This is a genomic window from Rhizobium sp. 05L419, assembly GCF_056397845.1.
This window is the reverse complement of the sequence record NZ_JBFTOF010000022.1, coordinates 67,244-89,797: the sequence shown is the minus strand read 5'-3', so window position 1 is coordinate 89,797 and position 22,554 is coordinate 67,244. Positions and strand designations below refer to the sequence as shown.

Below are 22,554 nucleotides of genomic sequence, written 5' to 3'. Positions count from 1 at the left end.
GAGAATTACGCTATGGCTGAACTCATGAAAGGCAAGGTTGCCGCCATCACCGGTGCTGCTTCCGGTATCGGGCTTGAATGCGCCCGCACGCTGCTTGCAGAAGGTGCGACCGTTGTTCTCATCGATCGCGCCAAGGACAGGCTCGACGCTCTTTGCCAGGAACTCGGCGATCGCGCCAAGCCTCTTGTCGTCGATCTGCTTGCTCCCGAGGAGGTCTCGGGGATGCTGCCCCGCATTTTGGAGCTGGCCGGCCGGCTGGATATCTTCCATGCCAACGCTGGTGCCTACATCGGCGGTGCTGTCGCTGACGGCGATCCGAACGCCTGGGACCGCGTGCTCAATCTCAACATCAATGCGGCTTTCCGTTCGGTCCATGCCGTCCTGCCGCACATGATCGCAGAGAAATCGGGTGATATCCTTTTCACAAGTTCCATCGCCGGTGTCGTGCCGGTCGTCTGGGAGCCAATCTACACCGCATCGAAATTTGCGGTGCAGGCTTTTGTTCACTCGACGCGCCGCCAGGTGGCGCAGCATGGCGTGCGTGTTGGCGCGGTTCTGCCGGGACCCGTGGTGACGGCTCTGCTCGACGACTGGCCGAAGGCAAAGATGGAAGAGGCACTCGCCAACGGCAGCCTGATGCAGCCGAAGGAAGTGGCAGAAGCGGTCCTGTTCATGCTGTCGCGGCCGCGAAATGTCACGATCCGCGATCTCGTCATATTGCCGAACAGCGTCGATCTATAAGACCGACCAATCGGCCGCCGTCAGATACCTGATTCAAAGAAATAAAAGAGCCAGAGACCATGAGCACCACACCGAACCCGGCAGCGCCGAGAGGCGCGAGCCACGTCGTCGGCGTCGATGTCGGCACCGGGAGCGCCCGCGCGGGCCTGTTCGACCTCGATGGTCGCATGCTTGCCACCGCCAAGCGGGACATTTCGCTGTTTCGCGAACCGGGCGCTATGGTGGAGCAATCGAGCGCCGAGATCTGGCAGGCGGTCTGCTCGATCGTTCGCGAGGTCGTGTCGGTCGCCGGTGTCGATCCGGCTTCAGTCATCGGTCTCGGCTTCGATGCGACTTGCTCGCTCGTCGTTCTCGGCGAGGGCGGCAAGCCGCTCGCCGTTGGTCCCTCCGAAGACCCGAGGCGCGATATCATCGTCTGGATGGATCACCGCGCCGTTGCTCAGGCCGAACGTATCAATGCGCTCGGCCATGACGTCTTGCGGTATGTCGGGGGTCGGATTTCCCCGGAAATGGAAACGCCTAAACTCCTGTGGCTGAAGGAGAACCGTCCACAGGTGTTCGATGCAGCCTGGCAGTTCTTCGATCTCGCGGACTTTCTGACTTGGCGGTCGACCGGCGCTCTCGCCCGTTCTACCTGCACGGTGACCTGCAAGTGGACCTATCTTGCGCACGAGCAGCGTTGGGATCCATCTTATTTCCGCAAGATTGGGCTCGGCGCCCTGGCGGACGAGGGGTTTGCGCGGATCGGGACCGAGATCGTTGAGCCGGGTGCGACCTTGGGGAACGGACTGACAGAGGTGGCGGCAGCGGCCATGGGCCTGAAGCCGGGGACGGCTGTCGCGGCCGGTATGATCGACGCGCACGCCGGCGGCATAGGAACTGTTGGCATCGGTGGTCAACCTGAGCGCAATCTCGCCTACGTCTTCGGGACTTCGTCCTGCACTATGACCTCAACATCCGACCCGGTATTCGTGCCGGGGGTCTGGGGCCCTTATTATTCTGCTATGGTACCCGGCATGTGGTTGAACGAAGGGGGGCAAAGTGCGGCAGGCGCCGCAATAGACCAACTTCTCTCGTTTCATCCTGCGGCGGCGGAGGCGGCTGGAAAAGCCGCCGAGCGGCGTGTGCCCCTGCCGGTTCTGCTCGCGGATGCTGCAGCGGAAAAGGTCAACGATCTATCGGACGCCGTGCGGCTTGCCACAGGTCTGCATGTCGTCCCGGAGTTTCTCGGCAATCGTGCACCGTTTGCCGACCCGCATTCGCGTGCGATCATTGCAGGTCTTGGAATGGAGCGGGACTTCAATAGTTTGGTAGCGCTCTACGTGGCTGGTGTCTGTGGGATCGGTTATGGCCTCAAGCAGATAGTCGAAACCCAGGCAAATGCCGGCGCACATATCGATCAGATCGTGATTAGTGGCGGGGCGGGGCAGCATGATTTCGTTCGCCAGATCCTTGCGGATGCCTGCGGCAAGCCAGTCGTGGCACCCCAGTCGGACGAACCAGTCTTACTCGGTTCCGCCATACTCGGTGCAGTAGCCGCGGGCGCCTTTTCCGATGTCGGCCAAGCAATGACAAGCCTGTCCGGCGTTGCCGGCACCCATAACCCGGCGGGGGGGGAATTGTCTCAGCTTCACAACAAGCGCTACAAGGCTTTCAATGATCTTCAAAATGCTTGCCGGCTGATGCGGGACTTCTGAGATTACGAGCCGCCGAAGCATTGATCATCGGCGCGTGCCAGGAGAACGGCGATAGGAATGATCCAAACAACTTTCCGGGGGTATTGACGACTGCGAGCGCGTCGAACGCGCCGTCGGGCGTGCGATAGCGGGCAAGCGCTTCCTCGGCCGCCTCGATGCAAGCTATTTCCAGCCTGGTCGTCAGCCGCCACGACAGGACCCGACGAATGAACCACCACGGCGGAGTGGCATGCCATCGGACTGTAGGTGATGTCCATCGTCCAGACGTGATTGGGTCTAGTCACCGCCAGCTTCCTGAGCAAGTAGGGAAAACCTTGTGCCCAGGTGCGGGTTTCGACGTACAAGGGACGATGGCAGATCGCCTCAATGCCCAGCTCCCTCATCAGCGTCGCGACGTGCAGCCGCGGTCCAATTTTTCCGAGCCAGCTCTGTTGAAGTTCAAGACTCCGCGGCCGTCATCCCGGTGGTCACTCCTGTAACGCGGAGGTTCTCCGATATTGCATATCGCGGGAACCTCCGCGCCCCTCTCGCGAGGGATCGCTCGATGGGCCCGCCGGCCTGGATCCTTCTCCGACTGGAGACGGACCATCAAATTCAGAACCGCGGCGCGATGACCGAGTTAGGCTGCTCGAACGTCCGCATCAAGCGGGATCTCGACATCGATCTCCAGGATCGACATATGCTCATCGCGATCCATCTTTACGCGTACTCTGTCACTGTCGACCTGGACGTGCCTGGCGATCACCGCAAGGATTTCCTCGCGCAGAACCGAGATGAGGTCCGAGCCTGCCGACGAGCGTTCGTGGGCTAGCAACACCTGCAGACGTTCGCGTGCAGCGGGTGCGGTTCTCTGTTTGACAAAAAATTGGAAAATGTTCATGCGGCCCTCCGTCCAAATATCTTGCCGAAAAAGCCCCGCTTTTCCCCAGGAATCGTGATCGGCAGAGTTTCGCCAGCGAGCCGGCGAGCAGCATCGAAGTAAGCCATCGCAGGAGCGCTGCGGCTGTCGGCCAAAGTGACGGGAGCACCGATATTGGACGCTCGCAGGACATCCATGCTTTCTGGAATTATGCCAAGAAGCGGAATGGATAGAATATCGAGGACATCGTCGACCTTGAGCATATCGCCCCGCTCGGCGCGGTTCGCGTCATAGCGGGTAAGCAACAGGTGCTTCTCCATACGCTCGCCACGCTCCGCCTTGGCCGTCTTTGCATCCAGAAGGCCGATGATACGGTCGGAATCGCGAACCGACGAAACCTCGGGGTTGGTCACGACGACCGCAATATCGGCGTGGCGCATTGCCAAGGTGGCTCCGCGCTCGATACCGGCCGGGCTATCGCATATGATCCAGTCGAAATGTCGCTTCAAATCGCTTATGACCCGCTCGACACCTTCTGCCGTCAAGTTGTCCTTGTCCCGTGTTTGCGAGGCTGGCAGCAAAAAAAGCGTTTCCAGCCGTTTATCGCGGATAAGCGCCTGAGAGAGCTTGGCGTCGCCCTGTATGACGTTGATCAGGTCGTAGACCACCCTCCGCTCCGCACCCATCACCAAGTCGAGATTGCGAAGTCCGACATCGAAATCCACGACCACGACTTTCTCGTTTCGCTGCGCCAGGGCTGCCCCCAGTGCCGCGGTCGAGGTCGTCTTTCCGACCCCGCCCTTGCCTGACGTGACTACGATGACTTTCCCCATCTTGCTCTCCTATGCCCTGGCCGGCTCGCGGCCTAGATCAGTTTCTCTGCCATGATCGCGTCATCTTCGAGCCAAAGCTGGACGGCTTGCCCACGAAGGTTGGGGGTCATGTCATCTGCCATTTTGTAGATGCCATCGATCGCCACCAGCTCGGCCTCAAGCTTGCGGCAAAAGATGCGCGCCGACGCGTTGCCGATCGACCCGGCCATCGCTCTTCCGCGCAGCGTTCCGTATATATGGATCGACCCCCCAGCGATGATCTCTGCACCGGAAGCAACGGATCCGACGACCGTCACGTCCCCTTCGGGGAAGATCACCGATTGGCCGGAACGCACCGGTTCTCTGAGGACAATCGATTGTGTGGATGATGGTTGCATGGGAGGGCGCGCTTCGGGCGTCGACGGCCGGTTTTGCGAATCGACGACCTCCTCTTTCTCGGCGATGGCAAAGTCGGAAACCGGTCTGCCACCCTTCAGCGCTGGAGGCATGCCGGGGCCCAGGAGGGAGGGGCGTCCGCCTTCGATTCCCATAATGCTGACGTTGCGCGCAGCAAGTTCTGCGATGAGATCCTTCAGCTGAGAACGGTCAATCGCCAGATCGGTCACATCGAGCACGACCGGACGTCCCAGGAAGAAGCCCGCCGAACGCGCAGCAAGATCGTCGAGCCGGACCAACCAGTCATCGAAAGGCAGGTCGGGAGATAGCATGACCGCCAGGAAAGAGCGGCCCTTGATACGGATCGAGCGAGCGTCTGTTAGCACTTTGGTCATCTATGTTAATAAATCGTTCTGCCTGTTTACCTCCAGGATGGTTAACAAAAAGTTAACACGGCGAGCCAGAGAGCAGGCCCCTGCCGTCGACACCGGTTCGAATACGCGGTCACGTTGATTTCGGTTCCAATGAGGCGTTTGTCCGGTATTGCAGACGATTTGGCATTCGTCCATCTGCGCTGTATCCGCCTGCGGTCGCGCATAGCCGGTGCAATTTCTGCTGCTCAATTCAGCCCAAGTCCGCCGGATCTCGCGAGCTGAAAATGCCGCTTGCAATGTTTTTTTGCCGCGTCATAGTTATGTTGCACACGTGCTCAATTTTGTCATTCGGCCGTCACACGCCCCACGTAGAGCAAGACTTGTTCGCGCTTTTCATGGGACCTCGCGATGGCCTTCAACACAGGTGATGGCCCGTTAAGAGGCATACACCCGACCTTCCGGAGGAAACGTAGAGATGACTATTCTGAAGACATTGCAGTGCATGACCGCCGCAGCTGCCATCCTGGCCTCTACAACGGCATTGTCCTTTGCCAAGGATGTGACCATCACGGTATGGGCGGGCGGTACGGGACCCAACGATGTCTACCGCCTCGACGCCATCGACATCGCCGCCGAGCAGTTTCAGCGTGAAGCTGCGATTAAGGGTGAAGACCTGAAGATCACGGTCGAGAAGAAAGCTTATAGCGGTTGGGAGGACTTCAAACAGGCAATGACGCTTGCCGCCGAAGCCAAGACTGCTCCGAACATCGTCGTCACGGGCCACGAGGACATCGGCCCTTGGGCGCAGTCCGGGCTGATCGTGCCGATCGAGGACTATGTTGACCTCGACTCCTGGCCTCTCAACAATATCTACGAAAACCTGATGAAGATCGCCTCCTTCAACGGTACGGTCTACGGCATTCCGCAGGACGCCGAGTCCCGCCCGATGTTCTTCTGGAAGCCCTACATGAAGGCGATCGGCTATAGCGACGCCGATCTCGATGCGTTGCCGAAGAAGGTCCAGGACGGCAGCTACACGATGAAGAACGTGCTGGAAGACGCCAAGAAGATGCAGGACAAGGGCTTGGTCCAGGCGGGCTACGGCTTCTATCCGCGCAATACCAACGGCCCGGACTACTGGCAATTCTACACCAGCTTCGGCGGCACGATGGAAGAAAACGGCAAGCTCGTCTTCGACAAGGCGGCGATGCAGCGCACCTACCAGTTCTTTGCAGATGCCGTGAAGGAGGGTGTTACCAAGAAGAACCACATCGGCATGCCCGGCGACCAATGGTGGAAGGAAGTGGCCTCAGGCAAGGCCGGCATCTGGCACGGCGGTACCTGGCACTACGCCCGCTACGTCAACCAGGAGGGCCTGAAGGACTTCTTCGGCAACGTTGTCTTCACGCTGATCCCGGCCGGCGAAGGCGGCAAGGCCAACACGCTGACGCATCCGCTCGTCTATCTCCTGACCTCTGGTCACGACAAGGAATCCACCGAGGTCGCCGCCCAGCTGATCAAAATCGCTTCCGAGCCGCGCATCAACGTGCTGCATGCGGTCAAGTCCGCCCACCTCGGCATTTCGAAAGCCGAAACCGAGATCGAGCTTTACTCGTCTGATCGCTGGGCGCGTGAAGCCACCGAGCGCCTGCTGCCCTACGCCAGCGCGATGCCCAACAATGCCGACTTCGGCACCTACTGGAACATCATGTGGAAGGGGCTTGAAGCATCCTGGACGGGCGCCAAGACCCCGGATGCCGCCGTCAATGACGTCGAGAGCGAACTGAAGAGCACGCTCGGCGACAAGATCGTCATCCGCTAAGCACCCAGGCAACCTTCCGGGCGGCCCGTCCGCCCGGATCCTTTGCGGAGACTTTCGATGAGAACGTCCAGAACGCTGGGACTCGTGATGATCGCGCCTGCCGCGGTTATGATCCTGCTGTTCTTCCTGATGCCGGTCGTCCTGACCGCCGTCTTTTCCTTCACGAACATGACGACCGCCACCGGCATTTCAGGCGGCGCCTACCAGATCGCGCCGAATTCGCTTGCCGCGCTCAGGATCGAAATGCCGGAGGTCGTGCAACAGCTGACCGAGCCGCGCTATGCAATCGACGAGGAAGGCATCAAGAGCGTTGAGGGTCTCGGGCTCGATCCCGGCATTGCCGGGGAGCTGCGAGAGAAGCACCTCGGCGACGTCTTCCCCTCGCGGCGCGAGGCCGAACGCATGATCAAGGATCTGAAGGACCGGCCTTCGACCCCAGACGTCAAGCAGATTTCCGAACAGTTCAACCGCTCCGTGGCCAACCTGCGTTTTGCGAGCAAAGACGCGCTGTTTGCCTCTCTCGACAAGTTCGGCTTCAAGCTCACCCCGGAGCAGAAGGAGGGCCTGGCCAAAGCGACATATACCGGCTGGAGCTGGACGACGGAGAACTTCTCGCGCATCTCCTCCTCGCCGGATATGGCGCAGATACTCTTCAACACCCTTCTCTATGTCGCCCTTGTACTCGTCTTGTTCAATACCACCTACGCGATGGCTCTGGCGATCTGGACGCACTACATGCCGGACCTGCCGGCGACGATCTTCCGGTCCATCTGGCTCCTGCCGCGCATTACGCCTGTTGTCATCTACGTGCTGATGTGGAAGTGGCTTGCCTGGGATACCGGCTTTATCTCCGTGTTGATGGGCAAATTCGGCTACCCGCCGAAAAACTACCTTCTCGACAGCGCCTACCACGCCTGGTTCTTCGTGGTGCTGATCAACGGCTTCATCGGTGCCTCCATGGGCATGCTGGTTTTTTCTTCGGCACTGAGGGCAATTCCCAAGAGCCAGTTCTTTGCAAGCGAGGTGGATGGTGCCAGTCGCTGGCAGCAGATCCGCTACATCATCCTGCCCCAGATGCGCTGGCCGATCCTCTTCGTCACCTGCTACCAGACGTTGTCGCTGCTTGCCTCCTTCAATGAAATCCTGCTGTCGACCCGCGGTGGACCGGGCAAGGCGACCGAAGTTTGGTCGCTCGCTGCCTATCACACGGCGCTCAATAATTACGCCGGCAATCTGGAATACGGCCTGGGCGCGGCGATGGCGTTGGTCCTCGTGGTAATCGGCATCATCCTGTCGCTCGCCTATCTGCGCGTCTTCAACTACGCCACGCTGGTTGCGCGGCCGCTCATCGAGGACTGAACATGGCGGAAAAATCGCAACCGTCTGCAAACTATCGCACTTGGCCGGTCATTCTGGCTCTGACGATCGTCAGTCTGCCGCTGGTGCTGATGTATGCTTATCTCTTCATCGACACGATCATCGACACGCAGCCTGCGTCACTGATCCCGGATGCAATCACATTTCGCCACTGGTCCTTCCTTTGGCAGACGCCGCCCGGAAGGCCGAACATCTGGCTGGTGACGCTGAACACGCTGATCTTCACGGCAAGCACCACGGCTGTCGTGCTGCTCGTCTCATCGATGGCCGGATACGTACTCTCACGGTTGAACGTGCCCGCGCGCGGCTTCTTCCTCGCCGGCGTCATGGTGCTGCATGCCTTCCCGTCGGTGACGCTCATCATTGCAATCTTCATCGTGCTTCAGATGGTCGGCCTCTATAATTCCCTCATCGGCGTCATCCTTGTGAAGGCCGCGATCGACCTGCCGCTTGGCATCTGGCTGATGAAGGGATTCTATGACGCCGTTCCCTGGGAGATCGAAATGGCCGGCGTCGTCGATGGTGCCTCGCGATTTCGCGTGTGGCGCAGCCTCGTGCTGCCGCAGGTTCGTCCGGCGATCATGGCACTGGCGCTCTTCTCCTTCCTGTCAAGCTGGGGCGAATTCATCCTGCCGCAGGTGCTGGCACCAGGCGGCCAGGTTCAGGTGCTCTCGGTCTATCTCTCGGGGCTGATCGCCGACGACAACAATTTCGACTTCGGTACTTTCAAGGCGGTGGGCGTGTTCTACGTGATCCCGGTCCTGCTGCTCTACATTTTCTTCCACAAATATCTGATGAATATCTACGGCGGCGGGAGCAAAGGCTGATGCGTATCCTCCTCGACAATTTCTCGAAGAGCTTCGGCGCCACCAAGGTGATCGAGAACATGAATCTCGAAGTGGCGCATGGCGAGATGCTGGCCCTCCTAGGTCCTTCGGGTTGCGGCAAATCGACGACGCTTTTCGCCGTCTGCGGCATCCATCGTCCGACCGGAGGTCGCATTCTCTTTGGCGACCGCGACGTGACGGATCTACCGAGCCAGGCGCGCAATGTCGGCGTCGTCTTCCAGTCATATGCGCTCTATCCGCACATGACGGTCGCCGAAAACATCGGGTTTCCACTGAAGGTCAAGGGAATGGCCCTGGCGGAAATTGGCAGGGAAGTCGACCACATCGCTGGGCTTGTGCAGATCAGCAACCTGAAGGGCCGCCGCCCCTCCGAGCTTTCCGGGGGGCAACAGCAGCGCGTGGCGCTCGCCCGCGCGCTCATCCGCAAGCCCGACGTCCTCCTGCTCGACGAACCGCTTGCCAACCTCGACGCGAAGCTCAGGCTGGAAATGCGGTCCGAAATTCGCCGCATCCAGCGCGAGACAGGCATCACCGCTATTCTCGTGACCCACGATCAGGTTGAGGCCATGAGCATGTGTGACCGTATTGCCATCATGAAAGAAGGCGAGATCGTGCAGATCGCAACGCCGGCGGACATGTACAACGACCCGCGCACCGCCTTCGTCGCGGGCTTTCTCGGCAATCCGCCGATCACCTTCCTGCACGGCGTGGCGTCGAAAGGCGCCTTCTCCATTCCCGGTAGCCAGATCGAAGTTCCGCTACCCGTCTCGGTTGCTGCCGGCGAAGGCGCAAAACTGATTCTCGGCGTACGACCTGAACATTACAGTCCGACGGGCGACGTGCACCTGACCGGCACCATAAATTTCGCAGAGACCCAGGGTCGCGAGAATCTGTACGACGTACGTCTTGCCGATGGCGCGTTGCTGCGGTCCATCCAGCCGGCCCGCCAAGACATCGGGATCGGTGACGAGGTCACATGGGCCATCGACAGCCGCAATGTGCTGGTATTTGATGAAAACGGACGGAGGCTCTGATGAAACGCGACTTCTCGGCCTTCCTCGAGCGCTATCGTTGGCCGGCAGGCAAGGGCCAACTTCCCTTCTGCATCGGCCATCGCGGCGCCAGCGGCCATACCCGTGAAAACACGCTCGCCGCCTTTCGCCTGGCTGCAGAGCTCGGCGCCGAAATGTGGGAGCTCGACACCCAGTTGACGAAGGACGGCGTGGTTGTCGTCTCCCATGACGATCATCTCGAGCGCGTCTTCGGCGTGGACCGCCGAATCTCGGAGATGACCGCGGCGGAACTTGCGGGATTGGACGGCGTGGAGGTGCCGACGTTCGAGGCTGTCGCGACCCTCGGTCGCGAAACTGGAACCGGGCTCTATGTCGAGCTAAAGGCGCCGGGAAGCGGACTTCGATGCTGGCAGTACCTGGAGGGGCAAGGCCAGCGCTTCGCCTGCCTCGGCTCTTTCGATACCGCACAGGTCCGCGAGCTGCGCGAAGCAGGATGCGACTATCCGCTCTCGGTGCTTGTCCGCGTCGGTCACGATCCGCATGCCATGGGCGACGAGGCGCATGCAGACATCCTACACCTTTGCTGGGAACGCGGCGGCGACAGGCCGCAGGATCTGGTCACCCTGGTACTGATGGGTCGCGCCTTCGCAGAGGGCCGCGAGATCGTCCTGTGGCACGAGGAGCGACAGCCGATCCTCGATGACATAATGAAGCTGCCGGTGCTCGGCATCTGCACGGACCTGCCGGACATGATGCGCACCGCCACGGGTGGGGAAGTAAATCTTGGCAGACAAGGATAAGGGACCGCGCAGAGTAACGTCTTTCGATGTGGCGCGCGTGGCAGGCGTCTCGCGCGCGGCGGTTTCACGCGCTTTTACGCCCGATGCGAGCGTCTCGCCGAAGACCCGCGAAAAAATCCATCAAGCCGCCAAGGAACTCGGCTACCGCGTCAACTATCTTGCTCGCAGCCTGACCAACAAGCGCTCTGACCTTGTCGGTGTTGTCGCGGCAGGGCTGGACAACCCGTTCCGCACCCTTCAGATCGAGCATCTCGCCCGCACCCTCATTTCTCGCAATTTCCGCCCGATTCTGTTGCCGACCTCAAAGGAGGCGGATACCTCAACCGTCATTGGCCAACTGCTGCATTATGCCGTGTCGGGGGTTATCGTGACATCGGACGCTCCGCCGACGGAACTCTGCGAGCAGTGTGCCTCCGAAGGCGTGCCGATCGTATTGATCAACAAGGGAGACGACATTCCTTTTGTCGACCGCATCATTTCCGACGACCGAACTGCCGGGCATCTGGCCGCCGACCATCTGATCGATGCAGGCGCCGGGCGCCTCGCTGTGATTGCAGCGCCTTCTGTCTCCTATACGGCGCGTCGCCGCAGCGATGCCTTCCTCGGTCGCTGCCGCCAGCGCGGGGTCGAAGTACAGCTGCTCACAGTTGCCGTGAATAACTATCCATGTGGCTATGAGATCGCGTCCAAACTTCCGCCGATGGCGATCGACGGTGTCTTCTGCGCCAACGACTACATGGCCTGCGGTGTCGTCGACCGACTGATGTCCGGTCGCAGCCGCGATGACGCGCCTGTTATCCGCGTCATCGGCCATGACGACATTCCCCAGGCAAGCTGGGCCGCCTACGAGCTCACCACCATCCGCCAACCTTGCGACCTCCAGGCCGAACAGACAATCGACCTCTTGATCAGCCGGATGGCAGACCCCGACATGACGGCGCGTGTGGAATTCACGCCTGTTTCACTGATCAAGAGAAGGACCGCCTGATGAGTTCCGCATTCGATGCCGCTGCCATTGATGTCCGCGCCGCGGCCGCGATTGAGATCGCCCGCCGGGTTGGCCGCGAGGCGGCTCGCTTCCGCGCGGACATAGGGCCGGGGCTGAAGGTCGAGAACAAAGGCTTGCAGGATTTTGTCACTGTCGCCGACCGCAATGCCGAGCAGGCTATTCGCGACGGAATACTTTCCCTGTTTCCGCAAGACACCTTCATGGGCGAGGAAACGGGCGGCAGTTCCGGCGATGCCGGAACCTGGGTCGTCGATCCGATCGACGGCACGACGAACTACATCCGTGGTTTCCCCCACTGGGGCGTATCAATCGCCTTCTGCGCGGAAGGCCGCCTCGAAATCGGTGTGGTCTACGACGCCGCCAAGGATTCCGTTGTGTCCGCAGTGCGTGGCAAGGGAGCGTTTCGCGAGGGTATCGCCGTTCATGCTGCCGTCACGAGCGATCCGGCCAATGCTCTGTGCATCCTTGGCCATTCGCGCAAGACAAGCTTCGATGAGCATCTTTCCGTCTCTCGCCGCCTGCATGAGCGCGGCATGGACTACCGCCGCATGGGTGCGGCCGCGATCGACCTCCTGCGCGTCGCCGAGGGCGCGGCCGATCTCTATTACGAGCGGCACCTGAATGCGTGGGATATGCTGGCCGGCGCGTTGATCGCCCGCGAAGCGGGCGCAATCGTCGCGACGCCCTCTCTCCCATCGCTTCTGTCCGACGGTGGTCCGGTCGTTGCCTATTCGCCGGGGCTTGCCCGGGAGTTCGAATTCATCCTGGAGATCGAAGGTCTGAAGCCGACGGCGGGCTGATCAGCCCGCCACACGCCGTGCCCAGGCACGCGCGGTCGCCGGGGCCTCGTCCGTGGTCACCTGATCAGGTTTCAGCGCCATCAACGCCGAGAAACTCGCCCATTCCTCGTCGTCGAAACCGGCGTCAGGTTGCTTCAACGTGAAGGTCCAGGCGTCGACAAGCCGGCCTTCGGCCCGGCAGATGTCGATCAGGTCGAGACCATCCCGCTTGGCGCGAAGGATGAGCGGCCAGTGAAGGTAGACCGTGTCCGGCTCCGCAGGGCCGCGCAGGTCGGTCAGTAGTTCGCGTTCGACGGCAGCCAGCCCGTCTTGCCGGTAGACATCGATCAATTTGTCGGTCGGATCGATGCCCCGTTTCAGATGGGGCAGGCGCTCCTTGACCGCGACGATCAGGTCGAGGCATGCGCCACTGACGATGATCGACGCGGCCGTGCTGCTGAAATGCGCCGTGAGATGCGCAAGACCTCTCTCGCCGATCGTTGCATAATCGTCCTTCATGTCGAACTGCAGCAGAGCTTTCGGATGTGTCGTCTGCATCATGGCCGAAAGGTTTTCACTGAGGATGAGAGGGCGCCCGTCCTGCCGCATGCGGATTGCGAGCAAATCCTCTAAAGTCGTCGATACGATTGGTCCGCTCCCGGTCGTCTCACCCTCAAGCTCGGCATCGTGCAGCACGACGAACCCCCCGTCTGCGCGTACGCGCAGATCGAGTTCCATCGATGCACCGTCCTCGAAACCTGCCGTCATGACTTCCCGCGAAAACAGGGGGTCGCGCATTTCGCGGCGCAGCCGATGCCATTTCAGTCGCGTAGAATGGCCATCGTGACGTATCTCCAAGCCTGAGGCGTCCATATCACTCGCTTTCTCTCCCGACTGTCTGGCCGAGGCATCTATCATTTCCCGTTTGGTCAACACAATGCGCTTTCCATTAGGTCGACGAAGACGTAGCCGCACGGTATCGTCGACATTGTCTGTTCTTTGGCAGCATTTCCGCGCCGCGAAAGCGCCGAATCGAAGAATGGTATTGTGATCGATGGCCGCATCGTTCAAAAGCGCATGATCGCTATCGAAGAGAGTAGACCATGCGGCACCTGCGATCGAGACCGGGGCGCACCGTTGCCATGACTTCCGAAGGCGTCTTCGGCAAGAAGGTCGGCCTGCGCTCGCTTGAGATTGCCGATCGGAATTTTCGTGTCATCCTGGAGGCCATCCGCCGCCACGGGCCGCTGACACGTCTGGAACTTGGCGCACATTGCGGCTTGACGGGTCCCGGTATCACCAATGTCCTCGGAAGGCTGACGAAAGAGGGGTTGGTCAGCTCCGGTCGACGCAACGGTGTGGCAGGCGGCGGTGCGTCCTCGACCGAATTCGCCCTGATACCGGACGGTGCTTTGTCCGTTGGGCTATGGCTGCGGCCCGGCCGCGTCGAGGCAGTACTCGTCGATCTCAGCGGACAGGTTCGCAAGCGCTTGGACTTGGAGGCTTTGACCTCGGCCGTCGATACGGTTGCCGAGGCCGTCGGCCGCATACGGGAGGCCGGGTGGCCCGACAAGCCGATCATCGGCGTCGGCATCGCGGCCAATGATTGGGACAGTGAACTGGACCTCGCGGTTGCTGATGTCCTGGGAATATCGCGCGTGCTGGTCGAAAACGAATGCGTTGCGGCCGTTCTCGCGGAGCGGACGATCGGCGCCGGCGTTCCCGCGGGCGGCCTGGCGATGATCATCATCGATGACGATGTACAGGCGGGCTTCCTCGTGCGCGGCGTGCCTTTTGCCGGCGTTCATGGAAAGGCCGGCAGCATCGGTGCGATGCGGACCGGCCCCGACCACGTGCGCCTGGACAGCGTCGTCGGCCTGCAGGCATTGAGGGCGGTCCTGGGCGAGGAGGACTTCAAGCGCATTCTTGTTGACGACGAGATCCCGGCTTCTCCGGCCCTGGGAAAGTGGGTCAAGGATGCCGCGGGCCACCTGCTCGATCCCATTCTCGCGATTGCAGGCTTCATCGCACCGAGCACGATCATGATCGGAGGACGCCTGCCGCGAGGGATCGTCGAAGCCTTGATCCACCAGCTGTCGATCGAGCGCAGCGACACAACCACCCGGCCGTTTCTCACGCCCTGGATTTCACCGATCAAGCCGGCAAGCTTTAGCGGCGGCGGCATCGCGCTCGGAGCGGCATTGCTGCCGTTCCTCGATACGCTTCTGCCGCAGCCGGCGGCAGGTTAGGGCGTCCCTGCCGTTCGCGCGGGAAAAAGGCTTCTCATACCAATTCTTCGTCCCTGTGGCTCTCATCCGATGCGAGTGCCTTGTCGAGGACTTTCTGGATGTTGGCGGCCCGGCGGAACGACGGCTCCTGGGTTTTCCCGGCCCTGACCGCCTGCACGAAACGCTGATAGTTCGTCTCCACCGGGTCGAAGGGGATGTCGCGCCAGGTGCGGGTATGCACATCCTCGCCAAGGCAGGCGCGCAGCGTTGACTTGCCGGTATCGTAAATCATCTCGATGGAGCCGGTTTCGCCGTAGCAGCGCAGCCGCAGCTGGTCGAACTGGCCGGCGGCCGTGCGTGTTGCCTGGATCGTTCCGATCGCGCCGGTGGTGAAATCGACATTCATCGTAAAGCTGTCGTTCGCATCGAGATCGTATTCCCCGATCTTGTGCCCAGGCGCCTTGTCGAAGGTCTTGAGCCGCGCGAAGACATGGGCGACGTCGAGCCCTGAACCATACGAGGCGAAATCGACGATGTGGATCCCGATGTCGCCCAGTGCGCCGTTCGAGCCGTGCTTCTTGCTGAGGCGCCACAGCCATTTGCTTTCCGTCTTCCAGTCGCCCCAGTGATTGCCGACGAGCCAGCTTTGCAGGTGAGAGGCTTCGACGTGGCGCACCGCCCCGATCTCCCCTGCAAGCACCATTTGACGGCCCTTCTGCAGTGCAGGCGAATTCCGGTAGGTGAAATTCACCATTCCGACCTTGCCCGAGCGCTCGATTGCTTCGGTCATCTCCAGCGCTTTCGGCGCATCGGTCGCTAGCGGTTTTTCGCAGAAGACGTGCTTGCCGGCGGCAATCGCCTGCAAGGTCGTCGGATGGTGGATGCGATCCGGCGTGACGTTGGCGAGGGCGTCGAATTCGCCCCAGGCGAGCGCATCCTCGAGAGAGTGGAATTGATTGACAATGCCGTGCTCGGTGCAGAAAGCTGCAAGACGCGCAGGCTCCACATCGACGCCGCCAACGACACTCACGCCCTCGATGGCTTTGAAATTCGCGGCATGCTGGTTGGCCATGCCGCCGGTGCCGAGAATAAGTAAACGCATGAAATCCTCCATGGACATTGGAAAATGGCCGCCGTGATGCGACGGCACAACTATGCGCAGCAGCCGCAGCAGGACCGCGACGCCCTTTTTTTCACACTTGAAGTCCGGATCAGTCGCCCGGCTAGCTGGTGTTGGAAACCGCCATGATCCGCTCCTCGACGTTCATGCTTGACAGGAAATCAAAGTTACTTAATCTAATCACTGCAGCATGGAAATGAGGATAGGTCAACAGACCGCCAGGCTGCATTCGTTCAAAATGGGGAGGAGACCCATCATGATCAGAGCTACTGTCAGCGCCCTCGCGCTGAGCACTGCGTTATTCTCATTGCACACCGCGTCAGCCCAGGAACTGGCGGCAAAAGACAGGATCGGCCTTGCGAATGCGCCGAAGTCGCTTGTCGTAAGACTGACGAATGACAGCCCGAACAATGCCGATCCGGCGATCGCCGAGGGCTATCAGAAGATCTTCGTCGACTTCATCAAGAAATATCCGGATTGGAAACTGCAGCTGCAGTTCATGTCGGCCGATATCGGTACCGAGCAAGCGAAGATGCTCGAACAGGCCAAGGCCGGCAATGCGCCCGATTGCGCAGCCGTGGATTCCTTCGTTCTGTCTCAGTTCATGGTCAATCATGTGCTCGCCGACTTCACGTCCTACTTCACCAAGGACGAAGTCGCCGATCTCTTTCCCTTCATCCGCGAAGGCGTCACCGACAAGGATGGCACGGTCCGCGCCTGGTGGTGGGATACCGACCTGCGCGTCCTCTATCGCAATAAATCGATCGTTCCCGATGCGCCACAGACCTGGGACGACCTGAAGAAGGCGGCATTGGCGTCCGTTCAACAGGGCATGGAGGGCGTACTCTTCAATGGCGGCCGGTATGAGGGCGCAACGTTCGATTGGCTTGCCAATTACTGGGCGCTGGGTGGAAAGCTGGTCGACGAGTCCGGCAAGCCGGTCTTTGGCGAAGGCGACAACAAGGAGAAATTCCTCAAGGCTCTCGGCTACTACAAGGATCTGGTCGATTCCGGCGCCGCGCCGAAACGCGTGACCACCATCGCCAACTACGACGACCTCAATGCCGCGGCAGCGGCGGGTACATCTGCCCTTTTCATCGGCGGCAACTGGCAGTATGCGCAGCTGAAAGCCACACTCGACGAGGACGATTTCAACAACTGGACCTTCTCGCCAATTCCTGGGCCGACCGCAGACCAGCGCTCGACCGGCACCGGGGGCTGGACAATCGCCTCGTTCAGCAAGGACAAGGAGAAGGTCGAGATGTGCGCCAACCTTGCCCGCGAAGTCTACATGGGTCCGGCAAACGCCCTGCAACAGCAATTGCCGACACGAAAGTCGCTCTTCGACAAGTATCCGGTCTTTGCCACGGACGCCAACAAGGTCTTCGCCCAGGCACTCGCCGACGGTCAGGCGCGTCCCGGTGCGCCCATCTATCCGGAAATCTCCAATCAGATCCAGATCATGATGGGCGACGTCCTGTCGGGCACCAAGCAGCCCGAGGAGGCACTGAATGCTGCCTTCAATGCGACAATGGAGGCCTACAAGCGTCTCTAGCCTTTGCGCTCGCGGCGGCGCCTGAAGGCGCCGCCAATGACCATCAAAATCCGGATAGAGAAGCCTTATGAGCCCAATCGCAATGGAGGCCACGAGTTCGCCTCATCGCAGATCGTTCATGCGCAGTTTCGCAGGCGCCCCGCTGCCGTGGATGCTGCCCGCCATAGTCGTTATTGGGATCTTCTACCTCTATCCCGTGCTCGACGTATTCCGCCTGTCCTTCACAAATGCCACGCTGATCGGCGACAATCAGCAATATACGTTCGGATCGATATACAACGCGCTGACCTCTCCGCAACTGCCCGATATTCTCTGGGCCACTCTCATCTTCGTCGGTGGCAGCGTCATCGGCCAACAGATACTCGGGCTTGCCGTGGCCGTCGTCGTGGTCCGTGGCGAAAAGCGTGGTCTGTTCGGCACGACCATCCTGCGCACGACCGCGCTCGTCGCCTGGGTCGTGCCGGGGATTGCTGGCGGTATCATCTGGCAGATGCTGTTTTCCGAAGCCCCTTACGGCGCGCTCAACAGCATCCTGCGCCTCATGCATATGCCCACCGTCGCCTGGCTTTCCGACCCTTCGATCGCGCCCTGGTCGGCGCTGATATCCAACATCTGGCGCGGAACGGCTTTTTCCATGGTCGTGATGTATGCGGCGCTGAAGGCCATCGATCCGTCGCTCTATGAAGCCGCCGAAGTGGATGGCGCCACGTCCTCGCAGCAGTTCGCCTTCGTCACCTTGCCGCAGCTGCGCGCCGCGATCCTCGTCAACATGATCTTGATCACCATCATGACGCTCAACACCTTCGACGCCATCATCACGCTGACCGGCGGCGGGCCTGGACGGGCGACAGAGGTGATCTCGCTCTACGTCTTCAACATTGTCTTCAGGAACTACGATCTCTCCGGCGGTAGTGTCCTGTCGGTACTGATGCTGCTGATCAGCCTCAGTCTCGCCTTCGTCTACGCCTCGTTTCTGCCCAGGGAGGAAGAACAATGAGCGCTAGAACCGGAAGCCGGCTCGGAGATCTCCTCAGCTATCTCTTCATGATCGTGATGTTCGTTTTCTTCGCAGGTCCGCTGTCCTATCTTCTGTCGCTGGCGATGCGCGACCGGCGGGAAATCTATCGCGGTGTGTCGCGCTACATCCCCAACAACCCGACCTTCGACAACTTCATCACGGTGCTGACCAACAGCTACTTCCCGCTCTATCTCTGGAACGGTCTGAAGCTCGCGGCACTCAGCGGCTTCGGTGTGCTCATCGTGGCCTTGCCGGCCGCCTATGCCTTCTCCCGTTTTCACTTCCGCGGCAAGGGACTATCGATGATGGGGTTGCTGCTCTTCCAGATGATTTCGCCGCTTGTCATCATGGTTCCGCTGTACCGCTACATGAATCGCCTTGGCCTGCTCGACACTCATTTTTCGGTGGTCATGGTCTATGTTGCGCTGGGTGTGCCGTTGGCGACCTGGCTTTTGAAGAGCACTGTGGATGGTATCCCGCGCAGTCTCGACGAGGCTGCGATGATCGACGGATGCAACCGTTTCTCGGTTTTCTGGCGGATCGTGTTGCCATTGTCAGCGCCTGGGATCGCCTCGGTGTTCATCATCACAGTGATCGCCGGCTGGTCGCAGTTCCTGGTTCCCTTTCTCCTCCTGACGCAGAACAACCTGATGCCGATCGGCGTCGGCATCTTCAATTTCAGGGGGATGCAGACGGATTCATCGGTGCAATTGCTGGCGGCTGCTTGCCTGATCTCCGTCGTGCCTGCGATTGTCGCCTTCCTGTCCCTGCAGCGGCTCATTCTAAGCGCCATGACGAGCGGTGCCGTCAAAGGCTAGATGAGGTCGCTGATATCGAGGACAGGATGAAAAAACGGCACGAGGCTTCAATGATGCGGCAAACACGCGACAATTATGAATTCGCAGATCTTTCAGGAGCAAACGTCGAGGATGCGGGCGAGCACAACCGTGCCATCGTCTTGCGCTGCATCCATCGTCAGGCGCCGATCTCGAGGGCGGAGGTTGCCCGGCAGACAGGCTTCAGCAAACCGGCGATTGCCCGCATCGTCGACAGGCTCCTAGACGCAGGCCTGATCATCGAGGCGCGCCGCCGCCATGGCCTCAGGGGCCAGCCGGCAATCGAGCTGGAAATTAATCCGGATGCCTGCTTCTCGATTGGCGTGAACATCGACCGCGATCATCTGACGATCGTGGCGGTCGATGCCGTCGGCAATGTCCGCGGGCGGGTTCACCACGAAAAACCGTTCATACTGCCGGACGAGTTCATCGAACTCACCTCGGACGCCATTTCGCACTTCCAGCGCAGCCGGCTGATCGACGATGCCCGGCTTGCGGGCATTGGCCTTGCTGTTCCTGACTGGCTGGGCGAGATCGCCTTCCTGGGAAAGCCCCGCGAATATCAGGCATGGACGACGTTCGACGTGCGCGCGGCCCTTGAGAGCCTGACCGACCATCCGGTCTACATCGAAAATGAGACCAATGCCGCGGCATTGGCGGAGTTGGAATACGGCCTCGGCACCGAGAGCAGCAGTTTCTTCTACATTGCGATCAACGCCTGCATGGGTGGCGGCCTCGTTCTGGACGGCAACGGCCATCGAGGTGCCATGGGTCTCAGTGGCGAGATCGGCTGGCTGCCGACCGTGGATCCCGCGAACCCGGGAGCCACGAGAGTGGAACTCTTCGGGGAGATATTCTCGCTGTTTTTCCTCTACGATTACCTGGGCAAGAACGGCGTTCGCGCGTCCTGCCCGCAGGATCTGCTTGCGCTGGATGCAACCGGCAGGGCCCTCGTTTCACGGTGGCTGAAGCAAATGAGCGTCTATGTCGCCGAAGCCGTCACGCATATCGGTATGATCGTCGATCCCGACGCAGTGCTCGTCGGCGGCCGGCTTCCTGTGCGCATGATCGACGAACTGCTGCGTTACACGCACGAGCATCTTCAAGGCACGGATCCCGACCTGCCGTCGATCCACCGCGCATCCCTCATGGAGGACGCGTCCGCCCTCGGAGGCGCCGTCATGCCGATGGCCGCCGCCCTGATGCTTGCATCGGCCAATCCCGAACAACGCACCCGGTCACCGCTCAAATTCATGGACAGGCTGAATGCCTGAACCAGCGGCTGACCGGATTGAGGAGGAATTGATATGAAAGTTGGATTTTACACGTCGACCTTCAACGACCGGCCCTTCGAGGAGGTGGCCGATTTCGCTGCCGTTGAGGGCTTTGACGCAATCGAGATCGATGTGGGCGGCCATATCAAGTCGCCCGAGCGCGTGGCTGGCGCCGTTGCAATGGCGCGCGAACGCAATCTGTTCGTCTCGTCGATTACCTTTTTCGGCAACCAGCTGGATCCTGATTCCGCACGGCGGCAGGAATTGCGGCGCAGGACGGCCGATTTCGCGCAGGCGATCGGCGAGGCCAAGGTGCCGGTCTTCGTCATTTTTCCGGGACGCGACGACACGGCAAGCGACGAGGCCAACTACGACGAATTTGCCGACTACGCCAACCGCCTGATTGCCAAAACTGAGGCGAGCGGATTGATTTTCGCCATAGAGAACTGGCCCGGCCCGAAAGACAATTTCATCGGGACGACGCCGCAGGGGTGGCGGGAACTCTTCAAGCGGATCGAGAGCCCACGCTTCGGCCTGGAATTCGACCCCTCGCATCTGATCCGCCTCGGTATCGATCCCTACAGTGCGCTGGAGGATGTGAAAGACCGGATCGCCATCCTGCATGCAAAGGATACGGCGATTGACGCTGAGATGCAGCAGGCGGTCGGCTATCATGGAAAGGGCTGGTGGCAATACAAATTGCCCGGCAAAGGCCTGCTCGACTGGCAGAGATTCCTGCGTCAGGCAAGCTCGTACGGCTTCGACGGCACGCTTTCGATCGAACACGAGGACGCGGCCTTTGGATGGCCGGGCAAGGATATCGATGCACGCAAGCAAGGCGAACGGCTTGGTCTTGCCTATCTGCGCAACGTGCTGACGTCGATCTGACAGGAACAATCAGGGAGAACAGCAATGGCGAATGTGTCGGTTAGCAATGCGCGCAAGGCCTACGGCGCCTTCAAGGCGATCAAGGGCGTCTCAGTCGATATCGGTGACGGCGAGTTCGTCATTTTGGTCGGCCCGTCGGGTTGCGGTAAATCCACCCTTTTGAGGATGATCGCCGGCCTGGAGGGCATCACCGACGGCGAGATCCGGATCGGCAAGCACGTCGTCAACGAACTTGCCCCCAAGGACCGCGACATTGCCATGGTATTCCAGAATTATGCCCTCTATCCGCATATGACAGTCGCCCAGAATATGGGCTTTTCGCTGCGCCTGAAGCGCATGCCGAAGACCGATATTGCTACCCGGGTCGATAGGGCGGCTCGGATTCTGGGTCTCGAAAGCCTTCTTGAGCGTTATCCCAAACAGCTCTCCGGCGGCCAGCGCCAGCGTGTCGCGATGGGCAGGGCGATTGTGCGCGATCCGGCGGTCTTCCTGTTTGACGAGCCGCTTTCCAATCTCGATGCGAAGCTGCGGGTGCAGATGCGCTCCGAAATCAAGGAGCTGCACCAGCGGCTGAAAACGACGACGATCTACGTCACGCATGACCAGATCGAAGCGATGACGATGGCAGACAAGATCGTTGTCATGCGCGACGGCCGTATCGAACAATCGGGATCACCGCTTGATCTCTACGATCGGCCGAACAACCTTTTCGTTGCCGGTTTCATCGGCTCACCCGCAATGAATTTCATCAAGGGCAGCATGACACCAGAGGGCTTCCGGACAGAGCAGGGAACGGTCCTTCCGGTTGATTTCAAACCGGCAAGCGCCGTCATGTATGGAATAAGGCCCGAACACATCCATCTGGATCCCCAGGGTATCGATATCGAGATCGTCGTGTTGGAGCCGACTGGTTCGGAAACTCTCGTGATTGCCCGGCTTGGCGAGCAGACGCTTTCCTGCGTGTTCCGCGAAAGGATCAGTCTAAAACCCGGAGAGACACTGCGCGTGTCGCCAATTACCGCGGCTATTCATCTCTTCGACGAAAACGGCAATCGGATCGTGCCGGGAAACAACCACTGAGATTGCAAAACGCGGCGAGCGCCGGACC

At 60.3% G+C, this 22,554-nt stretch carries 21 protein-coding genes and 1 pseudogene; 16 read left to right on the top strand and 6 right to left on the bottom strand.

What is annotated here, in order from left to right:
* Positions 1-12: 12 nt before the first annotated feature.
* Both AC1DMK_RS23480 and AC1DMK_RS23475 read left to right on the top strand, forming a co-directional pair.
* Entirely contained in the window at positions 13-741 is a 729-nt protein-coding gene (locus AC1DMK_RS23480; RefSeq protein WP_477862418.1) for an SDR family oxidoreductase, read from the top strand.
* 59 nt (positions 742-800) lie between these two features.
* On the top strand, positions 801-2,438 hold the full coding sequence (locus AC1DMK_RS23475) for an FGGY-family carbohydrate kinase (protein ID WP_477862416.1): 1,638 nt from the start codon (positions 801-803) through the stop codon (positions 2,436-2,438).
* 112 nt (positions 2,439-2,550) lie between these two features.
* On the opposite strand, the pseudogene AC1DMK_RS23470 reads toward AC1DMK_RS23475, so the two are convergent.
* The 4 genes and pseudogenes from AC1DMK_RS23470 to minC all read right to left on the bottom strand — a co-directional run.
* Positions 2,551-2,854: pseudogene (locus AC1DMK_RS23470) on the bottom strand (IS3 family transposase); the annotation flags it as partial.
* Between the two features lie 203 nt (positions 2,855-3,057).
* Positions 3,058-3,318, bottom strand: coding sequence for a cell division topological specificity factor MinE (minE, locus tag AC1DMK_RS23465; RefSeq protein ID WP_037057992.1), 261 nt, complete (start codon positions 3,316-3,318; stop codon positions 3,058-3,060).
* Entirely contained in the window at positions 3,315-4,130 is an 816-nt protein-coding gene (gene minD, locus AC1DMK_RS23460) for a septum site-determining protein MinD (RefSeq protein WP_037057993.1), read from the bottom strand. Before minD ends, minE begins: the two co-directional genes overlap by 4 nt.
* 32 nt (positions 4,131-4,162) lie before the next feature.
* Positions 4,163-4,900 (bottom strand): septum site-determining protein MinC, encoded by a 738-nt coding sequence (gene minC / locus AC1DMK_RS23455; RefSeq protein WP_477862413.1) that lies wholly within the window; start codon positions 4,898-4,900, stop codon positions 4,163-4,165.
* Between the two features lie 454 nt (positions 4,901-5,354).
* On the opposite strand from minC, the gene AC1DMK_RS23450 reads away from it, so the two are divergent.
* Genes AC1DMK_RS23450 through AC1DMK_RS23420 form a run of 7 tightly spaced genes read left to right on the top strand, consistent with a single transcriptional unit; the run spans position 5,355 to position 12,548 of the window.
* Positions 5,355-6,701: an extracellular solute-binding protein gene (locus tag AC1DMK_RS23450; RefSeq protein ID WP_477862411.1), complete on the top strand. Its 1,347-nt coding sequence runs from the start codon at positions 5,355-5,357 to the stop codon at positions 6,699-6,701.
* Positions 6,702-6,758: 57 nt separating this feature from the next.
* Entirely contained in the window at positions 6,759-8,060 is a 1,302-nt protein-coding gene (locus tag AC1DMK_RS23445; protein WP_477862409.1) for a carbohydrate ABC transporter permease, read from the top strand.
* 2 nt (positions 8,061-8,062) lie between these two features.
* The gene (locus tag AC1DMK_RS23440; protein WP_037058000.1) at positions 8,063-8,905 is read left to right on the top strand and encodes a carbohydrate ABC transporter permease; all 843 of its coding nucleotides are present in this window, start codon (positions 8,063-8,065) and stop codon (positions 8,903-8,905) included.
* Positions 8,905-9,960, top strand: coding sequence for an ABC transporter ATP-binding protein (locus AC1DMK_RS23435; RefSeq protein WP_477862406.1), 1,056 nt, complete (start codon positions 8,905-8,907; stop codon positions 9,958-9,960). The genes AC1DMK_RS23440 and AC1DMK_RS23435 overlap by 1 nt, the downstream gene beginning before the upstream one ends.
* Positions 9,960-10,739, top strand: coding sequence for a glycerophosphodiester phosphodiesterase (locus tag AC1DMK_RS23430; RefSeq protein ID WP_477862404.1), 780 nt, complete (start codon positions 9,960-9,962; stop codon positions 10,737-10,739). The genes AC1DMK_RS23435 and AC1DMK_RS23430 overlap by 1 nt, the downstream gene beginning before the upstream one ends.
* Positions 10,723-11,727 carry a LacI family DNA-binding transcriptional regulator gene (locus AC1DMK_RS23425; protein ID WP_477862402.1) on the top strand — a complete coding sequence of 335 codons (1,005 nt, stop codon included), beginning with the start codon at positions 10,723-10,725 and terminating at the stop codon, positions 11,725-11,727. Before AC1DMK_RS23430 ends, AC1DMK_RS23425 begins: the two co-directional genes overlap by 17 nt.
* Positions 11,727-12,548 (top strand): inositol monophosphatase family protein, encoded by an 822-nt coding sequence (locus AC1DMK_RS23420; RefSeq protein ID WP_477862400.1) that lies wholly within the window; start codon positions 11,727-11,729, stop codon positions 12,546-12,548. The genes AC1DMK_RS23425 and AC1DMK_RS23420 overlap by 1 nt, the downstream gene beginning before the upstream one ends.
* Here AC1DMK_RS23420 and AC1DMK_RS23415 read toward each other — a convergent pair whose 3' ends face one another.
* On the bottom strand, positions 12,549-13,400 hold the full coding sequence (locus AC1DMK_RS23415) for a glycerophosphodiester phosphodiesterase (RefSeq protein ID WP_477862398.1): 852 nt from the start codon (positions 13,398-13,400) through the stop codon (positions 12,549-12,551). It abuts the gene before it with no gap.
* 230 nt (positions 13,401-13,630) lie between these two features.
* Here AC1DMK_RS23415 and AC1DMK_RS23410 point away from each other — a divergent pair, with 230 nt between their 5' ends.
* Positions 13,631-14,776 carry an ROK family transcriptional regulator gene (locus AC1DMK_RS23410; protein WP_477862396.1) on the top strand — a complete coding sequence of 382 codons (1,146 nt, stop codon included), beginning with the start codon at positions 13,631-13,633 and terminating at the stop codon, positions 14,774-14,776.
* A gap of 34 nt (positions 14,777-14,810) precedes the next feature.
* Here the strand turns inward: AC1DMK_RS23410 and AC1DMK_RS23405 are convergent, their stop codons facing one another.
* Complete coding sequence (locus AC1DMK_RS23405; RefSeq protein WP_477862394.1) at positions 14,811-15,857, bottom strand: Gfo/Idh/MocA family protein; 1,047 nt, start codon at positions 15,855-15,857, stop codon at positions 14,811-14,813.
* A gap of 274 nt (positions 15,858-16,131) precedes the next feature.
* Between AC1DMK_RS23405 and AC1DMK_RS23400 the strand changes: the two genes are divergently transcribed.
* From AC1DMK_RS23400 to AC1DMK_RS23375, 6 genes are all read left to right on the top strand, one after another.
* Entirely contained in the window at positions 16,132-17,430 is a 1,299-nt protein-coding gene (locus AC1DMK_RS23400) for an extracellular solute-binding protein (protein WP_477862392.1), read from the top strand.
* 67 nt (positions 17,431-17,497) lie between these two features.
* Positions 17,498-18,427 (top strand): carbohydrate ABC transporter permease, encoded by a 930-nt coding sequence (locus AC1DMK_RS23395; protein WP_477862390.1) that lies wholly within the window; start codon positions 17,498-17,500, stop codon positions 18,425-18,427.
* Positions 18,424-19,266, top strand: a complete 843-nt coding sequence (locus AC1DMK_RS23390; protein ID WP_477862388.1) for a carbohydrate ABC transporter permease — start codon at positions 18,424-18,426, stop codon at positions 19,264-19,266. The genes AC1DMK_RS23395 and AC1DMK_RS23390 overlap by 4 nt, the downstream gene beginning before the upstream one ends.
* A 53-nt stretch (positions 19,267-19,319) precedes the next feature.
* On the top strand, positions 19,320-20,558 hold the full coding sequence (locus AC1DMK_RS23385) for an ROK family transcriptional regulator (RefSeq protein WP_037058383.1): 1,239 nt from the start codon (positions 19,320-19,322) through the stop codon (positions 20,556-20,558).
* 33 nt (positions 20,559-20,591) lie between these two features.
* Positions 20,592-21,446, top strand: coding sequence for a sugar phosphate isomerase/epimerase family protein (locus AC1DMK_RS23380; protein WP_477862386.1), 855 nt, complete (start codon positions 20,592-20,594; stop codon positions 21,444-21,446).
* 24 nt (positions 21,447-21,470) lie between these two features.
* Positions 21,471-22,526: an ABC transporter ATP-binding protein gene (locus AC1DMK_RS23375; protein ID WP_477862384.1), complete on the top strand. Its 1,056-nt coding sequence runs from the start codon at positions 21,471-21,473 to the stop codon at positions 22,524-22,526.
* Positions 22,527-22,554: the final 28 nt, after the last annotated feature.